This is a genomic window from Zooshikella harenae (assembly GCF_018837975.1).
Lineage (GTDB): Bacteria > Pseudomonadota > Gammaproteobacteria > Pseudomonadales > Zooshikellaceae > Zooshikella > Zooshikella harenae.
The window spans coordinates 29,752-48,907 of record NZ_JAGSOY010000028.1; the positions used below are offsets into that span (position 1 = coordinate 29,752).

A 19,156-nucleotide genomic window follows, 5' to 3' on the forward strand; every position below is an offset into this window, starting at 1 on the left:
CTGACAAGTCAGTAATGAGTTAAAGCTCAGGCCGTTATATCAAGCAGCGTTCCTAGCATCTCATCCGCTACATTAACCACTTTTGCTGAAGCTTCGAACAAATGCTGACCTTCTTTAAGCTCAACAATGGATGTTGCTAGGTCACCACTACCTTCACTAACAGCCGTTCCTGAAGCAATATCCTGTGCAGCTTCAGCCACTGTCGACCTTCCTCGATTCATCCCTGATAGGCCAGTATGAAGTAGTGAATTATTAACCTCCATCGTACTACCCTTTTATAAGTTCACGAAATACCGACTCATAAACCACTCTATCATTTGGATATAGCTACAACCCTATTAAAACATGACGCACTTCACATTCAAAAAACTGATTCTACATAAAAAGCGATCAGTCATTACTAATTGGATTAATCGACTCTCGCTTTTTTGTCACCTTGAAACGGGCTTAAACAATCCCATTCAATGATAAGTATCGAGCAGCAAGCGCTGATGGGGGAGCAGATATCTCTGCTGTAGGATGGGATGACTCCATTGATGTGAATTCATCCAAATAAGGAACAACACCCAGACAAGGTGTATTGAGTAACACTTTTAAGGTATCTACATTTTCTTGAAAGCGAGACATCTCAGGGTCAATGGTATTTGCAACCCAGCCAGCCAGTCTCAAGCCATCTGACCTAATGACTTCTGCTGTCAGCAATGCATGATTCAAGCAGCCAAGTTTCATCCCGACAACAAGTATGACTGGAATATTCAAAAGCTTAACCACATCGGCCAGTGTTTCCTGGTCATTCAATGGAACACGCCACCCCCCAGCACCTTCAACAAGCGTAAGATCAACGGAAGGGGTTATGAGACGTTGGCACAAGCTGGCAATATCATTTGCGGTTAGGGGGTTTTCTTCTTCTAATGCTGCGATATGGGGTGCAATTGGTGACTGAAGCGCAATGGGGTTTACCTCAGGGTAACGACGAGGTTCAGTCATACACTGCTTTAATAAAATTGCATCTTCATTTTGCCAACCTTCTGCCGTCAACTGGCAGCCTGCAGCAATAGGTTTGATCGCTGCAGTGGCAAGGCCATCAACACGAGCGCGTTCAAGTAAAGCGCAGCTAATGAATGTTTTACCTACTTCAGTGTCTGTACCCGTAATAAAAAAAGCTGACATAACACCCCAGTACTTCTACTACTTTTTCTTAAGAACACCATATATAACCTGGTAAGTCGCAGGTAAATTTTCTTCTTCATCACGATACCGCTCGTAGGCTTGCCGCAAACGCCTTAAACGTCTGAATGTCGTCAAACCACTTGAAGGGGCTTCTAGAACTGTATTCGCCCCCAGGCTTTTTAACTCTCGCGTTAGCTGAGATAACTCTTGATAATGCATAGTACATGGTTGGCGTTCAAGTAATAGTTGTTCTAATCCACTCTGGCGAATGGCTTTTTCATGGGCGAGAACACCAGGGTAATGATTGACGTGATTATAACTATCAACTTGTGACCAAGCTTCTCTTAATTCACTCAGGGTGCCCGCCCCCAAGGTGGTGAATACAAAATAGCCTCCAGGCCTTAGCACCCTGCTTATCTCTTTAAATACTACAGCAGGACTACTACACCACTGAATCGCCAAACTGGAAAAAACCAAGTCTAATGACTGACTACGGATAGGAAGCTGCTCAGCATCACCACTTATCCAGGTTGCACCTAACTTTTGATAACGTTGACGTGCAAACTTCAACATCCCCATAGCAATATCACACGCCAACACTTGGCTCGTCTCATAAGCACGGGCAAGCTTTGTTGTAAAATAGCCCGTGCCACACCCCAAATCGAGCATTACTCTTGGCTCCATATGTGTGGGGAGAAACGACATTAATCGATTCCCAACCAGCCGTTGCAACTTAGCAACGCTATCATACTGTTGAGCCGCACGACTGAATGAACGAGCTACTTTTTCTTTATCAACAAGAATCACTCAAATACCACTAAGCTAAGGTTAGGATTGCTGGGAATTTAGAAAGGTATGAATCAGGGATGCAACATACTCAGGTTTATCCCAAAATATAAGGTGACAGCCATCTAATGTTTCAACCTGGTGATGAGGAAACCTATCCTGTACATGGCTGCTTACTCGGCATGGCACCAACGAATCACGCTTAGCAAAGATGTGCAGCGCTGAACAGGATACTTGTTGCAGAAAACTTCTGGCATCAGAGTCACCCAAAAGTCGTAAAGAACGTATATAAACCTCATGTTTGTCTGGTCTACCTTTCGCTTGAGCGGATAAGCCACGTAGCAATGCGCGGAGTTGATCGCTACCCAGACAATTAAGACGCAGGAACCGTTGAAAAGTTGCGGAAAAGTCTTCTTCAATCCCCTCTAAAAACATCCCAAAAACCTCAGGATCCATTCCCGGCCAATCAGCTCTTGCCACAAAGCATGGGTTACTCGCCAACGTTATCAGCTGTGAAACTCGCTGTGGATATTTGGCTGCCAAACCACTCGCCAGAGCACCTCCGAAAGACCAACCTATCAATGTACAAGGCTGGTCAGGCAGTAGTAATGCGAGATAACTTTGTAATGTTTGCCAATCCCAAGAGTCATTAAAATCATTATCCAAGCCTGACAAGCTATAGCAGTTAACGGAATAGCCTAAGAGGGTTAAGACTTCAGCTAATGGGTTTAACACACGTTGAGGCATCCCCCAACCCCCCAGTAGCACAATAGGAGAAGTATTCACTATACTCATAAAGGTTCCTGCAAGCCTTTTATGTTTGCTAAAGCATCAACAAGCTGTTCAACCTGATCCATTGTATGTTGTGCAGAAAAGGTTATTCGTAGCCTGGCCGTACCTTTAGGTACAGTAGGTGGACGAATCGCTGTTACCCAAAATCCACGCTTCTGCAACTCATGACTTACCTGTACAGATTGATCAGCATCACCCACCAATACAAGCTGTATGGGAGTACATGACGGCAACAACTGCCACCCCTGCTGGCTTACTTCATGGCGGAAAAAGGTGATCAACTGCTGTAAATGTGTTCGCCGCCAACTTTCTTCTTGTAACAGTTTCAAACTGGTTAATGACGCTGCCGCTAACGCTGGAGGTAAAGCAGTGGTATAAATATAGGTTCGTGCAAATTGAACCAATGCTTCAATCAACGTTTTAGAACCTGCAACAAAAGCACCATAAGTTCCAAAGGCTTTACCAAGTGTTCCTACTAATATGGGCACTTGTTCTGGACTCAAGCCAAAGTGCTGAATAATTCCTTTACCATGCTCACCTAAGACACCAAAACCATGAGCATCATCAACCATCAACCAGGCATTATGACTTTCTACCAGGTTCACCAATGCAGGTAATGGGGCTATATCACCATCCATGCTAAATACGCCATCTGTTACCACCAGCCTTTGCTGCTGAGGAGAACAGCTTTGTAAACATTTTGCCAACTGTATGACGTCTGCATGAGCGTAACGCTGAAAACGGGCCTGACTTATTAGCCCACCATCAATCAACGATGCATGATTCAGCTTATCCTGCAAAATATAATCGCCTTTTGTTGATAAAGCATTAATCACGCCAAGATTAGCCATATACCCAGACGAAAACAGTAATACCCTTTCATATCCAGTAAACTCAGCAAGCGCTTCTTCTAATTGATCATGAAGCTTATGATGACCACACACCAAGTGTGATGCGCCACTACCCACACCATGGCTTTTTGCGGCTTGTTGAAATGCACTAATAACGGCAGGGTGGTTTGCCAAACCAAGATAATCATTACTACAAAAATTAACCATTACCTGATTTTGGTTAATCACTGTAGGTTGCTGTGGTCCAGCGATTTGTTGACGTTGGCGTAATAAATGCTGACGCTCACGCTCTGCGAGACGTTGCTGTAATACTTCATCTAACCTCATGCTCATGAAGTTACAGTCGCATCGTAAAACAGCGCTTGGTCCTGTTGCTGCTCAATCGCTTGCTGGAGTTGCTGTGCCTGATCAGCATCAGACTGACCAATATGTTGCTCCGGCGTTATTCCGAGAGATTTAAAAAGCTGTAAGTCCTTGTTTTTTTCTGGATTAGGCGTTGTCAGCAAACACTCCCCATAAAAAATAGAGTTAGCGCCTGCAAAAAAAGCTAACGCTTGCATCTCTTTGCTCATATTTTCCCGCCCAGCAGAAAGGCGTACGTAAGACCTGGGCATCATAATGCGCGCCAGCGCAATTATCCTAATAAACTCAATAGGATCGACATCATCGACATCATCCAGAGGGGTGCCATCCACTTTGACGAGCATATTAATTGGCACACTTTCAGGCTGCTGGGGCATGTTTGCCAGCTGAATTAATAGCCCTAAACGATCCTGTTGCCCTTCACCCATACCAATAATGCCGCCAGAGCATACTTTTATCCCAGCATCTCGTACGCTAGCTAAGGTATTGAGCCGATCCTGATAGGTTCGAGTGGTAATGATCTTTCCATAAAACTCAGGTGAGGTATCCAGGTTATGGTTGTAATAATCCAAGCCCGCTTCAGCTAACGAGCTAGCTTGCTCGTTATCAAGCATGCCAAGGGTCATACAGGTTTCTAACCCAAGTGCTTTTACACCTTTAACCATTTCTAGAACATATGGCATGTCTTTTTTACTAGGATGTTTCCATGCTGCTCCCATACAAAAGCGAGTCGCTCCTGTAGCTTTGGCATCTTTAGCCTTAGCTAACACTGCCTCAACTTCCATAAGCTTCTGCTTTTCCAGCCCCGTATTATAGTGTCCGCTTTGTGGACAATATTTACAGTCTTCTGGACAAGCCCCTGTTTTAATAGAAAGCAGCGTACTGGTTTGAACCTGGTTTGGGTTGAAATATTTACGGTGAAACGTTTGCGCAGTAAAGAGCAAGTCATTGAAAGGTTGCTCGAAAAGCGCTCTTACCTCGTCATAAGCCCAGTCATGGCGAATATCTTTTCTTTCAGTCACAGTCATAATCAGGTCTTCACGGCTTTAAAGGTGGATGGCTCAGGTCATGACAATGAGTGAATCAGTACTCATTGCTGCTCATTGTGGTCCATTACTTTTCCAGTGAATGGTAAATTGGTATCACCCCCTGTCAACCAAATAAGCGCATGAAGGTTTACATTAGATCAATTATTAACCACCTAATACCGATTCCCTGTTTATTATGTGGTGTAACGACTTCATTTGAATGTCGTATATGTAGTCCTTGTCAGAAAAACCTGCCAAGCTTCAAAGTCGCCTGCCAAACCTGTGGTTTACCCGTTTACTCAGCAAATACTTATCGCTGCGGGCACTGCATAGCAAAGCCAACGACCATAAACCGAACAGTCTGTGGTTTTAGTTATCAGTTTCCTGTGGATAAACTTATCCTTCAGTTTAAATATCATCAGCAATTGGGTATTGGCGAAACACTTAGTCAGTTGCTTGCGGAAAAAATCCAACAACAGTATCTGGATGACGCTCTTCCTGAGCAAATTATTCCTGTTCCAATGCATCCTAAGCGTCTGGCTAGCCGAGGATTTAATCAAGCAGCTCTCATTAGCAAGCAGTTAAGTAAACAGCTTAGTATCCCTATTAATACCCAAAGTTGTCAGCGTGTCGTTGAGACTAAGCCTCAAGAAGGTCTTAATGCCAACCAACGGTGTAAAAATTTACAGCACGCATTTACAAGAACTAACACAGTCTCACCACATATCGCGATAGTTGACGATGTCATTACGACTGGAGCCACCATTAACGCTTTAGTTGAAACCTTAAGCTCAGCCGACGTTACTCGGATTGATGTTTGGAGCCTAGCAAGAACACCTGCCAACTGATAAGCTCGCTGCACGTGAGCCTGAACTCAATGCATTCTGCTTGATACTTGACCTTTTCTCACAGCAGTATTAACACACTCATACTGATCTAGATTCTATAAAAAAGGATGCTGCTATGTGCTGCTGGAAAAATGCACATCTCTCAAGTTTAAAAATAACTGAGCAACAGCTGTGTTATTTTTCTCAGGGACTTATTGATTTACGTTTTTCAACTTTAACATTATTGTTTTTTCTGCTTTTCATAAGTTACCCAGCGTTGTCACTTGCATCACTTCCCTCTCAAAAAGTGATTACCATTGCTGTTGCCAGTAATTTTAAGCCAACGCTTAACCGCCTCAGTGAACAATATCAGCAACAAAATAAAAACCAAAAAGTTGTACTCAGTAGTGCTGCGACGGGTGTCTTATTTACCCAAATCCGTCAAGGAGCACCCTATGATGCATTTTTTTCAGCCGATAGCCTTCGCCCTAAGCTATTAGAGCACGCAGGTCTTTCTCTACCTAACTCGCGTATCACCTATGCTCATGGTCAACTTGTTTTATGGGCAAGAGAATACGGTGGTTCAATTCATTCAAAGACAGTAAAACTGCTTCTACAAAAAACCACACAACTGAGTATTGCCAACCCTAAAACAGCACCTTACGGTTTAGCCGCTCAACAAGTTTTACAAAAGCTCAGTTTATGGCCGTACCCAAGGCTAGTGATGGGGCACAACATTGCACAAACCCTGCAATTTATTCAAACAGGCAATGCAGCAGCTGGCTTTGTTGCCAAAGCCCAACTTCCTTTTATTAAGCAAGGACAAACATGGGAAATACCACAAGCTTGGTATCAGCCCATAGAACAGCAAGCAATCATACTTAAACGCAGCCAGGAAACAGAAGCTACCCAACAGTTTTTTAATTTCATACGCAGTAAAAAGGCCCAAACAATTATCAAACAAGCAGGTTATGATTTACCCAAATAAATAAAGCTAAGCCTCAAATACCAATAGCCCCAGTCGCTTAAGTCAGGAAACCATCATTAATGAACTTATACGACATAGCTTTTTACTCATAATGCTCTATAAAACTGATCTATTTATTTATGTTTAGTGCTACTGATATCGCCGCTATCACCATTACTCTCAAGCTAGCATGTATTACTACATTACTGTTAATGCTGCTCGCACCACCGATTGCCTGGTGGCTAAGTCATACTCAAAGTAAAGTCAGATCCTTTGTAGAAGCGCTTGTCGCAATGCCACTAATTTTACCTCCCACTGTATTAGGGTTTTATTTACTACTACTTTTTTCACCGAACAGTCCTGTTGGAAGCGCATGGTTACAACTCACAGGTTCAACACTCGCTTTTAATTTTAGTGGCTTGGTCATTGGCTCAATTTTTTATTCTCTACCTTTTGCAGTTCAACCCTTACAAAGTGGTTTTCATCAAGTCGATCATGGTTTAATTCAAGCAGCGACCACACTAGGTGCTTCACCTTGGAATGTATTTACCCGTGTTATTTTTCCACTCACCAAGCGAAGTTTTATCATTGCCGCGACTTTATGTTTTGCCCATACCATTGGCGAGTTTGGTGTTGTACTCATGCTGGGGGGGAATATACCAGGCAAAACGCAGGTAATTTCAATTGCACTTTTTGATCATGTTGAGTCACTTAACTATATCCAGGCACACTCGCTAGCGGCTGTTTTAGTGCTTTTCTCTCTGACGGTACTTTGGCTTGTTTATGGGTTGCAAGGTAAAAAACGCCAAAAAAAGTTTAGTTCAGTTAGTTAACCAATCATTTTTTATGTAAATAACACATCATGCTGCAGTTAGATATTAAGCTAGAACACCAGCAAAATTTCACACTGGATCTGTCCTACAGCTTTCAGTCAGGTGGTATCACAGGTATTTTCGGTCCCTCAGGTAGCGGCAAATCAACTTTACTAAACTGTATTGCAGGGCTCGAACCGGCACTGAATGGCTCAGTGATCTGTAACAACTGTTACTGGCATGATCAACAGCTAGTATTAACCAAAAATCACCTGCGAGGTTTAGGTTATGTCTTCCAACAACCCCGCTTATTTCCCCATTTAGACTGTTTGGCAAATCTGACCTTTAGTCAGCATTGGCGATCAAACGTCAGCACGGGTTCTCCAGATATTGATGAAGTGATTCATGAACTGGGCCTATCCCCCCTGCTAAGTCTTTCCCCTCATCAACTATCAGGAGGTCAAAGACAAAAAGTGGCGCTTGGTCGTGCACTATTAAGTACTGAGTCAGTGTTATTAATGGATGAGCCACTTTCTGCTGTAGACCAACAAAGTAAACAACAAATTACCGCTTGGCTTTATCAACTAAGTCAACGTTGGCCCATCCCCTGGCTTTACGTCAGTCATGAAATCAACGAGCTGTATCGTATTGCCCGTGAGCTTATTGTAATGTCATCTGGTCAGATCCAACTTGCTGGCGACCTGCTTTCATTAAGCCAACAAGCACACCAATTTTTATCTTCCCCTGCGGATGCTGGTGCACTACTGGTTGGTACAGTCGTCAATCATGATGACCATTATGGATTAACCCAGTTGGATATTGGCTCCCAATCACTGCTGGTTGAGCGGCTACCTTTTAACTGTGGCTGCCCTGTTCGACTACAGGTACCTGCTCGTGATGTAAGCTTAAGTCTGACTCGCCCTGAAGGTAGCAGCATACTTAATATTTTACATGGCACTATTACTGAACTCGCCCCACTGACGGGTCATAGCGTGCTTGTTCAAGTTGCTTGTGGAGAACAACACATACTTTCTCGCATTACACAGAAGTCTAAAGACCAGCTGCAGCTAACCTGTGGGATGCCTGTTTACTTACAAGTCAAAAGCATTGCTCTACTGAACCAAACAGTTTAGTCTGCAAACTTTGATAGTATTGGTAACAGTGAAATTTTAGGGGGTAGCTTATGCATAATGAAACTCAGGACATCGCTACCAGCAGCCACCCTTATAATACCCTTACCCCCGACTGCGTGCTTGATGCGGTTGAATCACTAGGCTTCTTATGTGATGGTCGAATCTTCCCCCTAAATAGTTATGAAAACCGTGTGTATCAAGTTGGCATTGATGAACAAACGCCGGTTATTGTGAAGTTCTATCGTCCAGAGCGCTGGTCAACTGCTCAAATAATAGAAGAACATCAGTTTTTGTTTGAGCTTAAAGAACTGGAAATACCTGTCGTCTGCCCATGGCAAAATACTCAGGGACAAAGCCTCCACACTTTTAATCACTTTTCCTTTGCTGTATTTCCCCGACAAGGAGGACATGCTCCTGAACTGGATAATATGGACAATTTAGTGATTCTGGGTCGAATGTTAGGCCGCATTCATCAGGTTGGACGTATTAAACCCTTTGCGCACCGCCCCAACATCGATATAGCGAGTTTTGGGCAGGCAAGTTACCAATATCTTTTAAACTCTGACCTTCTGCCGTATGAACTGAAAATAGCTTACGAAACCTTGGGACGAGATTTACTTGAGACACTTGAAAAGCAATGGCCAAAACAAGGCATTGAGATACAACGCATTCACGGCGACTGTCACCCAGGGAATATTCTTTGGCGCGATGACTTACCCCACTTTGTTGATTTTGATGATTGTCGAGCAGGTCCATGCATACAAGACTTATGGATGTTACTTTCAGGTGATCGCCACCAACAAATAAAACAGATCGATGAGATTCTATCTGGCTATGAAGAGTTTTCCAGTTTTAACCTAGCTGAACTTAGAATGATAGAGCCATTAAGAACCCTACGAATCATGCATTATAGTGCATGGCTTGCCCGCCGCTGGACTGATCCGGCTTTTCCCAAGGCATTTCCATGGTTTAATACAGCTCGCTACTGGTCTGAGCATATTTTAGAGCTACGTGAGCAATTAGCGGCTTTACAAGAACCACCTCTAGTACTTTATAGCTAAACAATAGATAAGATTAACAACATAAGACTCGTTGTTTTAGATTACTTCATAGTGAAGGTTATACCTACCTACTATCAGTAGTCACTTAGGTTAAGCGTAGCAATAACCAGTACAGACAAAATCATTGATTTAATGAGTTATAGTGATATTAAATCAACTAAATAGCTGCATAAACGTCCCACTAAATATGAAATAGGACTATTAAGACGTAAATAAGGTGCGATCAAAATAACAAAAATGTATTAGTCGCCTATTGTTCACCAATAACTTGTTTACAATACTACTCTTTTATTTTGACCGATTTCGTAAACACAAAAAGAGCCTTATTAGTTATGAGCGTCCACCTTAAGCGATGTACTTTTGTGTCATGTAGAGTTTGGCTTTTTTTGCTACTCAGCCTCTGTGTTTTGAACTCTTTAGCAGAAGCTGCAGCATCTGATATTAAGCTACCATCTAAAGATCTCATTAAGAAATCTATAGACTCAATTGATCAAAAAAAACTAAGCACAGAAGAGCAAGATGAGCTCCGAGACGTTCTAAAAGACACATTACAAAAGCTTGAGCAAATTGAGCAGGAAAAACAACGCTTACATACTCTGCGCCAGGAGTATGCAGATATTCCTCGACAAATTAGATCTTTAGAGCAGGATGTTCGCAAGCTCTCTATTCCTAAAAAAGCTGATCTGCGAAACAACTTTGCCAAGCATGACCTTGACCGTTTAGAAGACATGCTCAGTGACAAGCAAGCTGATCTATCTGATGTACGAAGCCAGCTGGATAGAAACAGTGACCTAATTACGATTACTCAAAAATTACCAGAGACGGCCCAAGCAGAAATGGCCGCCAACCAAAAGAAAACTGAATCATTAAATGATGAACTCCGCAAACTACAAAGCAGTGAAAAACCACCAAAGTTTGCAGAAGAAACAGAGTATTTTATTTTCTCGCAAATAGAGCACCTTCGCAGAGAAAACTCAGTACTGCGCCTGAAAAAGCGTCATAGTACTGAGTACTTAGGCCTTCTCAATGCCAAGTCAGAGCTATTGGGTAAACAAGCAAAAATCTTACAAAAAGAAATTAAAGTGCTTGATGACTTAGTCATCAGCAAACGCCGCGAAGAAACTCAAAAAGTGCTTGATTCTGCATCAGAAGTTACCAAGTCGTCAGAAAATACGCACCCTATTCTAAAAGAACAAGCAAAAGTTAACATACACTTAAGTAAGTCATTGCTTCGAGTGACCGATAACTTAACAGAGTTAAACCGCAAAAACTCAGCGATAGCTCAGCAATTACAGTTTATTAAGCAAATCGGCCAATCCATAGACCAACAAACGGCTATCCTAAGAGACTCTCCTGTGCTGGGGAAGTTTCTCCGCCAACAAAAGCAAGCTCTACCAAAAATCCAGTTACACAATGATCTTCCTGAACTCATTGCCAATTTACGCTTTGATCAGTTCCAAAACACTGAAGAGAAAAAAAAGCTCAGTAAAGCATATATAGAGCAGCTTCATACTTCAGCTGTAGAAGACGCAGAAAAGAAGTTATCGGAAGTAAATAAAACTCTTAAAGAGCTAAAAGCGCAACAAGAGCAGGAAGCAAAAAAACAACAAGAAAACCAAGAAGAGCAGCCAGATAAACCCACTGAAGAACAGCCTAAAAATACTGAAAATACAAAGGATGAGTCTGTAAAAAAAGAATCTACTGAGCCTGCTCCACCTTCAGAACTCAGCCAGAAAATTACTTCTTTAGAGAAACAGCAAAAAGCGCTTAAAGCAGACTTAAAGGTTATTAAAACCTTAAAACCCGAGCTGGAAAAATTAATTCAGTTACGCGAAAAGTTGTTGGATAACCTGATTTCAGAGCAAAACAAATTACTCAGTATTGCGATTACATTACAAATCAACCAACAAGAGCTAAAGAAAAACCGAGATGAACTTGCAGCCTCTCTGGAAAAGCAGCTGTTTTGGATTGCTAGTAATAAGCCCATTGATGCTAAATGGTTTAAAACCATACCGAAGCTAGTAAAGATAGAGTTTCGAGATATTCAGGGTAACCCCTGGGAGGCTTTTAGAGTAAACCTTATTGAACGTTGGCCACTGGCTGTTTTATTTACGTTATTGTTGGTTTTCACTGTTCTTCGATATCGTCCACTTAAAGACTATCAACTGTGGTTATCCGATAAGGTCGGTAAAGTACAGCGGGATGACTTGACGGTAAGCCCCAAAGGCATTGCGATTTCTGCTTTTCATGCCTTACCTATTCCATTACTGCTCATGTTTATTAGTATTTTCCTGAAGCAAGTGGAAAATCGAGAACTCATTGTACATGTGCTTAGCGAAGGACTTTATTCTTTGGCAATAGCTACCTTTGCCCTGGCAATGATGCACTATATGACCAAGTCAAATGGCATCTGTCTCACACATTTTAAATGGTCTGAAGAGTTAACATCTCATATCAATAAAAATATTCGATTGATCGCCTTAGCGTTAATTCCTTTAGCATTTATTACTCGTGTTTCGTCAGCGCTATTGGTTGAGCTCGACCGTGAAATTATTGGGCAAATCCCCTTTATGATCGCAGCACTATTTTTAAGTTTAGGGTTATTTCGTTTGCTACAACCACCGTTATATCTTTTTAAGTCAAAGGTGATTCACTATTTAATCGCTTACAGCATAATCCTGACTCCCCTGGTATTTGTAGTGCTAACAATACTCGGTTATTTCTATACGGCGCTCACATTACAACATCACTTTATCAATAGCTTCTATCTGGTTTCTGTCTGGGTATTAATTCATGCGTTAATAGTCCGAAATCTACATGTTGCTGCACGACGTTTAGCTTTCCAAAGGGCCTTAGAAAAACGCGCAGCCAGTCGAGATCCTGAGCAAGCCCAAGAAACTTTCGAAGAACCTGTGATTGATATGGAGTCAATCAATAACCAGTCTATTCGATTAATTAATGCCACAATGCTAGCTCTGCTTGTAATCGCTTTCTATGCTATTTGGTCTAACCTCTTACCCGTTTTTGAGTATCTGGACACAATCACCCTTTGGGAGTACCAATCTGAAATCGATGGCAAGCAGTCCCTCGTCCCTCTTAACCTGAGTGATGCCCTGTTATCCATTATTATCTTTGGGGTTTCATTAATTCTCAGCCAAAACCTTCCAGGTTTGTTGGAAATATCCTTGCTGTCAAAAATGAAGCTACGGCAAGGTACGTCATATGCCGTAACTACCATTGTTCGTTACTTTATAACAGGTGTGGGAACCGTCATGGCCCTCAGCACACTTGGCTTAGAATGGAGTAAGTTACAGTGGTTAGTGGCCGCACTCAGTGTGGGCTTAGGTTTTGGATTACAAGAAATCTTTGCCAACTTCGTGTCGGGTTTAATTATTCTGTTTGAACGCCCAGTACGTATTGGTGACACCGTTACTATTGGTGATCAACATGGCAGTGTTTCCCGTATTCGCATTCGTGCTACAACGATCACAGACTGGGACAATAAAGAAATCATTATCCCTAATAAAGTTTTTGTCACTGATAGGCTGATCAACTGGAGCTTAAGTAGCCCCATTACACGTATCATCATCAACGTTGGTGTTGCCTATGGTTCAGACTTGGAAAAAACCAAAGAGCTCTTGCTTAAAGCGGCTCATGAACATCCCAAAGTTCTCCATGACCCTGAACCACAAGTGCTATTCACCTCATTTGGTGATAGCACACTTGATCATGAACTAAGGGTACATGTTCAGGAGCTTCGCGATCGACTACCTACCTCTGATCAACTACTGAGAGCAATTGATCGAATGTTTAAAGAACATAATATCGAAATTGCTTTCCCTCAGCGAGATCTACATATCCGCAGCTTACCTGATAACAGTGAGTCCCCCATTGTTCAACCTAAACAAAAATCCTCAGACGATGACTCTGATGAAAGTCAAACGGCATAACATTTAAAGCCACCAATATCCCCAGGAGATGAGAACTTTTCCTGGGGATAACCCTACCTTTTACTGGGTTCTAAGTGGTTAAAAAGCAGGTACACTGAAGTACAACTCTTTGCCTTTTCAAACTCCATAAACCCAATGATACCCATAATAGTAAAGAGGTATACTTTAAGCGAAGAGTATATGGGTCAAGCAGGACTAAGCCATGTATTCAACGCAAGACCTTCATTTTGATAACTCATTTGTAAACTATCTTCCAGAAGAAACCTTCTTTCAACGAATCACACCTACTCCTCTGGAGTCCAATCACCTAGTTAGCTTCAACCCCTCAGCAGCCACCTTAATTGACTTATCTTCTGATGAGCAACATTGTTCAGAGTTTATTAGCGCATTCAGTGGAACATCTCCCTTAGCACGTATGGATCCTATTGCAATGGTCTACTCAGGACACCAGTTTGGTAGTTACAACCCTCAGTTAGGTGATGGGCGGGGATTATTACTAGGGGAAGTACTGAATAAAAAGCAGGAACGATGGGATATACATTTAAAAGGAGCAGGTCTTACCCCCTTTTCCCGTGATGGTGATGGTCGCGCTGTATTACGCTCAACAATACGGGAATATTTATGTAGTGAGGCACTTCATCATTTAGGTATTCCCAGCACCCGAGGCTTATGTATTTTCGGAAGTAATGAACCCGTTTATCGAGAAAAAATAGAGTCTGGAGCTTCTCTTATACGGCTTGCACAAAGTCATATACGCTTTGGTACTTTTGAATATTTTTATTACACTCAACAGCACGATGCGCTTAAAACATTAGCCGATTATACCATTCAGCGACATTTTCATGACGCATTAGAGCAACCAAATCCCTATATATATTTTTTCCAACAAGTCATTCAGAAAACAGCAGAATTAATTGCAAAATGGCAGGCCGCTGGCTTTGCTCATGGCGTTATGAATACCGATAATATGTCGATTATTGGTGAAACTTTTGATTTTGGTCCCTTTGGCTTTTTGGATAACTTTGATGCTGCATATATTTGCAATCACTCAGATTATCAAGGACGTTATGCATTTAACCAGCAACCAAGCATTGCTTATTGGAACTGTAGTTGTCTAGGACAAGCGCTATTACCCTTAGCGCCAGCAGAAGATATTAAAACCGTTCTTAATCAATTTCCTGAATATTTTTTCCAATGTTATGACAATCTAATTAGAAAAAAACTAGGTCTTTTTGAAGAAAAAAATACAGATAAAATTTTAATTACAGAATTATTTCAACTATTACAAGATCAACAACCTGATTATACACTTTTCTTTCGCTATCTTAGTGATTACAAACCAAATAAGAAACACAAAAAGCTTAGCGGTCTTTTTAACGACACAGCACAATTTGATGCATGGATAGCTCATTACACTACTCGTTTATTAACTGAAAAAGTTAATGAGCAACAACGTATAAATATCATGAAGTCAGTTAACCCCAAGTACATTTTACGTAATTATTTAGCTCAAATTGCGATAGAAAAAGCAGAGCAAAAAGATTTTAGTGAAATAGACAAGCTTCTCAAGATTTTGTCCACGCCTTATGATGAACAACCTGAAAACGAGGAATATGCAAAACAGGCTCCAGCCTGGAGCAAAACAATTCAGGTAAGTTGTTCGTCTTGAGTATTTAGCTAGCCCACCAAAGGAAGCACTAAAGGTTATATACATAAATGAATTGTATACATTGGGGATACTAAGATATTAGTTTGGTCTTACTCAACAGGGCAGGATTTTAGATACAAGTACTACAATTTGTACCATATAGACATATGAGCCTAGTCAAATGATGAAAGTTTCAGCACAAAAACATACTCAACAACTGTGGTATTTGAGTATAACACGCATACTAATCGAAAAATTTAGTATCTTGTATGACTCTCTACAGAAGATATAAGCAATTTAAATCGCATTATATAATAAAAGTAGGGGAGCTTTTACGAGCCCCCACTTACTAGAGAGGGGCCACGAATTAACTTAAAGATCCATCAATAAACGCTTTAACATCCTGCGGCATACGGCTAATTGCAGGTAACTGAAACTCGTTATTTTCCAGAATAGCTACTTTAGTGCAACCTGTACGGCAGTCAAGGATACGGAATTTAGCATTTTCTGGGTATTGGTCAGCTTCAGATTCTTCAATGGCGAAGACTTTCCAATTACCGTTTGAAGAAGTATAAACAGCCTCTGCAACTACTGCTTTTTCAACACTAGTGCTTACTTCATTACTAGCAGCTTCAGAAGAAGATTCTTGACTTTCAGTATCCTGCTTCGCTTTATCAAGTTCTTGAGTCAAACTTTGTACTTTTTCTTTATACTCAGTAACTTTTTTCTTAAGCAGCTGATTACCTTTGGTCAGCTCTTCATTCTTCTTTTTAAAATCAAGATTTTTACGTTTTAACTGGTCAGTATTCGCTTGCTTGATTTTCTTTTGTAGCTGACAGACTTGATTATTAAGCTGTTTACTTTCCGCTTTAGCAGATTGAAGCTGTTTTTTTAATAATTCTACTTGTTTTTCAAATGATATTAGTTTGTCCTCATAGGAGGAGCGAATGTCTTCCTCCACAGCCATTAGTTGTTCTAAACGTTCAATTTGCTCGAAATTAACAGTGTCTGTCATGATCTATGCCTAACTACTCCAATAGCAAATACTCTTTAAACATTAACATATACAGGAAAAGCTCCAAGTCGTTCTACCTGTATTATTTTTATTGCTTAACCATATGTACTGCAAACAGCAGACTTAACGCCCTAAAAACTCAATAAACTATAGCATTAAATAACATGCTCACCTGAATCAAAGGATTTATATTAGCGATTATATAACCTGCTATGGTCAGCTACTCGTAAAGCTCTAAATAATGATATTTGCATGATTAATAACGCAATGGGAGGTATTACACTCAGTGGAATCTAGTTTAACAGCGCTCACTAGACTCAGGCGTCAAAGCTCATGCTTATTACAGCCTTATGATTCAATAAAGTTGCTGATAATCCTTTTGGCTTGCTTCAGATTAGTCTATGTAGGGTCACCTCAAGTTTACACTGTTCAAACCGTACGCGCGGATTGTAATGACGTATACAGGTATCGTCAAATCAAATAGGCAAACCTTTGCAAGCTTTTTAGCTAGCAGCAACTGCACTATACAATACACCCATTAATCCGGCGGGAAGGCTGGCGCAGGAATCTCCTTAAAGCTTCAATCCAGATGGTAAGCATTACACTATTATGTTTTGATGTGAAAATAGTAGCTTTATAAATGACAGGCTACTATACACTCAATTTCATTATTTGCCAATACCAATTATAAAAATTAATACATATCTCACGCTTATTAGGCGTATTGCATTACATTACGATAAGAAATCCTGAACAATGTCTACATGCTCATCAATCAAGCGCTCCACATTCATTTCTTCTGCTTTAAAGAACGAGTTTGCTCTACGAAAGCGTATCAAAACATGTAAACAGTGCCAGGAAGCAGCAAAAAAACTAAAGGATTAGCTTAACAAGTGCATTATGTGCTAGGAATACCATTGCTTCGCCTTTGTATAAGTAAAATCACTCATTAATGTAGTAGTTCCTTACCACATCTCATATTGATAGTGTTTTATCTAGTAGTTTTACTTGCTCAACCCGGTAAATTGAGCCTGACTTCCAGTAAAACGCATATAAGTCATTACCCACAACAAGTTCTATAATATTTCCCTCAGAATCTCGTTTAATCGTTACTTTTTGCGTTTCCAGTCCTCGCTTAGCATCAAAATAAAAGAACGGTAATGCATTCTTCCCCTTTGAATAAACATCAGTAAGAAACAAAACATGCTGAAGTGGATGACGATTTCCTTTTCGCCATGTAGTAACCGCTGACTGCAAAGACTTATTACTGTCAAAGCTCCAATACAACCCCATCATGGCAAAAAACTCATTAGGGTTATCTACAAAGTATCCTCTCTCAGTGGGTGAAGCTAGATAATGCTGAGCGTCCAGTCCTGCTGCAGTTAGTAAGACTTGTTTTCTTTTCTTCAGTTGAAAGTTGCTTTGTATACTATATTGGTCAATCACTCGGCTAACACTCTTGGCTAGAGCCAAGTAGAAAGGATCTAAATCTGCCATACCAGGGAGTATAGAGTCACTGTTTTGATGATCTATTACCACGCCTTGTCCAGCAGTAGTCAATTCAAATTGTATCCCTTTCTCCCCTTCCAGTACTGCTGCCAAGGCAATATACCTCAGATTATGTAACCCAATTGGCAAGTTTTCCAGATAACTGGTTATCCATCGTTTTTGCTGGTTACTCAGCTCGTGCCGTTCTAACAGGACAACGCCATGCTGTAACCATAATCGTCGATATTCCCCCAATAAACCTGCAGCATCTGCCAACTCCATACGTAGCTCAACATTCAGAGCAAATAAATCCAATGCATTAATCAGTAGCTGAGCTTGCATAACCCAGTAGAAAGATTGTTCAACATGTGCATCACGCATATTTTTCAGCCAATGCAAATAAAACTCATAAAGCACTTTCTTCTGCTGCTTTGAAGCACTTTTAGAGTACAAGTTGAGAAATCTTGCCTGGTTTAATAAAGATAACTGTTTTTCTGATGATAGCTGGGTATAAGCCTCTGCTGTGTTACATAAACTGATCAAATTCTGCTGAATCGCTACTGCTAGGGCAGGATTCACTTTTTTTTGTACATTGGGCAGTGACCACACAAAGCCCAAATAGTCAAAGTAAGTACGCAACTTCTCTGTAAATGGTTGATTTAAAAAGTAATTAGCAAAGAAATCCTGAAAATCTGATCTGTCATAACGAGGGCTACGAAAGATTTTAAAAGCTTTACTCGCTGCAGATTGGCTCCACTTTTGAGAGAGTACAGATAAGCTCTGACTTAAACTTAACTGATCTTGGTTATCTAAGACAGCCCAGCTACATGATGGAGCAATGCAGCAAACAATCATAAAAATCGTCGCTCGAATGAACTGATTGTTTCCGCACATAGTAATACCATCTAGTCAAAAAATACTGTCATAGCATAAAAAAAACTCTCTTATATGCCGTGATACTTTTCTGGTTTCGTCAAAATCAGTTCATCAAATTGCAACTCTATGAAATACAACGACTAGCAGTATATTATTTATTCTCAAGAAAAATGTGGATGGAAACGCACAAGGAGAGGATTGATTGGAAAAGTGCAGGTTTTACATTCGAAATACTAAGCTTCACTAGCAATAAAGCATAGGCACAATACACAACACGCTTAAGTACTTTACACTACAATTGCAGATTAAGTCTCAATAATTAACTAACCTATTCAGCACATAATGACCAAGCTTAACTACACTGGCACTCGTTAAAAAACTTAGAATTG

Annotated in this window: 15 protein-coding genes; 7 read left to right on the forward strand and 8 right to left on the reverse strand. The window is 40.9% G+C overall.

Features of this window, described 5'->3' with window-relative positions; all coding sequences use genetic code 11:
* Nucleotides 1–26 precede the first annotated feature (26 nt).
* The 6 genes from KCG35_RS12965 to bioB form a co-directional block, all read right to left on the reverse strand.
* The gene (locus KCG35_RS12965) at nucleotides 27–263 is read right to left on the reverse strand and encodes a flagellar basal body rod C-terminal domain-containing protein (protein WP_215820130.1); all 237 of its coding nucleotides are present in this window, start codon (nucleotides 261–263) and stop codon (nucleotides 27–29) included.
* 184 nt (nucleotides 264–447) lie between these two features.
* A complete protein-coding gene (bioD, locus tag KCG35_RS12970) occupies nucleotides 448–1,170 on the reverse strand; it encodes a dethiobiotin synthase (RefSeq protein WP_215820131.1) in 723 nt (240 codons plus the stop codon).
* Nucleotides 1,171–1,188: 18 nt separating this feature from the next.
* Nucleotides 1,189–1,977 (reverse strand): malonyl-ACP O-methyltransferase BioC, encoded by a 789-nt coding sequence (gene bioC / locus KCG35_RS12975; RefSeq protein ID WP_215820132.1) that lies wholly within the window; start codon nucleotides 1,975–1,977, stop codon nucleotides 1,189–1,191.
* 21 nt (nucleotides 1,978–1,998) lie between these two features.
* On the reverse strand, nucleotides 1,999–2,751 hold the full coding sequence (locus KCG35_RS12980) for an alpha/beta fold hydrolase (protein ID WP_215820133.1): 753 nt from the start codon (nucleotides 2,749–2,751) through the stop codon (nucleotides 1,999–2,001).
* Nucleotides 2,748–3,932 (reverse strand): 8-amino-7-oxononanoate synthase, encoded by a 1,185-nt coding sequence (bioF, locus tag KCG35_RS12985; protein ID WP_309227379.1) that lies wholly within the window; start codon nucleotides 3,930–3,932, stop codon nucleotides 2,748–2,750. The genes KCG35_RS12980 and bioF overlap by 4 nt, the downstream gene beginning before the upstream one ends.
* On the reverse strand, nucleotides 3,929–4,990 hold the full coding sequence (bioB, locus tag KCG35_RS12990; protein WP_215820134.1) for a biotin synthase BioB: 1,062 nt from the start codon (nucleotides 4,988–4,990) through the stop codon (nucleotides 3,929–3,931). Before bioB ends, bioF begins: the two co-directional genes overlap by 4 nt.
* A 140-nt stretch (nucleotides 4,991–5,130) precedes the next feature.
* Here bioB and KCG35_RS12995 point away from each other — a divergent pair, with 140 nt between their 5' ends.
* The 7 genes from KCG35_RS12995 (at nucleotide 5,131) to KCG35_RS13025 (ending at nucleotide 15,409) form a co-directional block, all read left to right on the forward strand.
* On the forward strand, nucleotides 5,131–5,838 hold the full coding sequence (locus KCG35_RS12995; protein WP_215820135.1) for a ComF family protein: 708 nt from the start codon (nucleotides 5,131–5,133) through the stop codon (nucleotides 5,836–5,838).
* 115 nt (nucleotides 5,839–5,953) lie between these two features.
* Nucleotides 5,954–6,805, forward strand: coding sequence for a molybdate ABC transporter substrate-binding protein (modA, locus tag KCG35_RS13000; protein WP_215820136.1), 852 nt, complete (start codon nucleotides 5,954–5,956; stop codon nucleotides 6,803–6,805).
* Between the two features lie 119 nt (nucleotides 6,806–6,924).
* Nucleotides 6,925–7,617, forward strand: a complete 693-nt coding sequence (gene modB, locus KCG35_RS13005; RefSeq protein ID WP_215820137.1) for a molybdate ABC transporter permease subunit — start codon at nucleotides 6,925–6,927, stop codon at nucleotides 7,615–7,617.
* A gap of 29 nt (nucleotides 7,618–7,646) precedes the next feature.
* Nucleotides 7,647–8,729, forward strand: a complete 1,083-nt coding sequence (modC, locus tag KCG35_RS13010) for a molybdenum ABC transporter ATP-binding protein (RefSeq protein WP_215820138.1) — start codon at nucleotides 7,647–7,649, stop codon at nucleotides 8,727–8,729.
* 50 nt (nucleotides 8,730–8,779) lie between these two features.
* Entirely contained in the window at nucleotides 8,780–9,790 is a 1,011-nt protein-coding gene (locus tag KCG35_RS13015) for a serine/threonine protein kinase (RefSeq protein ID WP_215820139.1), read from the forward strand.
* 407 nt (nucleotides 9,791–10,197) lie between these two features.
* Complete coding sequence (locus KCG35_RS13020) at nucleotides 10,198–13,740, forward strand: mechanosensitive ion channel domain-containing protein (protein ID WP_215820140.1); 3,543 nt, start codon at nucleotides 10,198–10,200, stop codon at nucleotides 13,738–13,740.
* A 202-nt stretch (nucleotides 13,741–13,942) separates the two neighbouring features.
* A complete protein-coding gene (locus KCG35_RS13025; protein WP_215820141.1) occupies nucleotides 13,943–15,409 on the forward strand; it encodes a protein adenylyltransferase SelO in 1,467 nt (488 codons plus the stop codon).
* Nucleotides 15,410–15,755: 346 nt separating this feature from the next.
* On the opposite strand, the gene KCG35_RS13030 is transcribed toward KCG35_RS13025, so the two are convergent.
* Entirely contained in the window at nucleotides 15,756–16,403 is a 648-nt protein-coding gene (locus KCG35_RS13030; RefSeq protein ID WP_215820142.1) for a hypothetical protein, read from the reverse strand.
* Between the two features lie 975 nt (nucleotides 16,404–17,378).
* Complete coding sequence (locus KCG35_RS13035; protein WP_215820143.1) at nucleotides 17,379–18,785, reverse strand: hypothetical protein; 1,407 nt, start codon at nucleotides 18,783–18,785, stop codon at nucleotides 17,379–17,381.
* Nucleotides 18,786–19,156 lie beyond the last annotated feature (371 nt).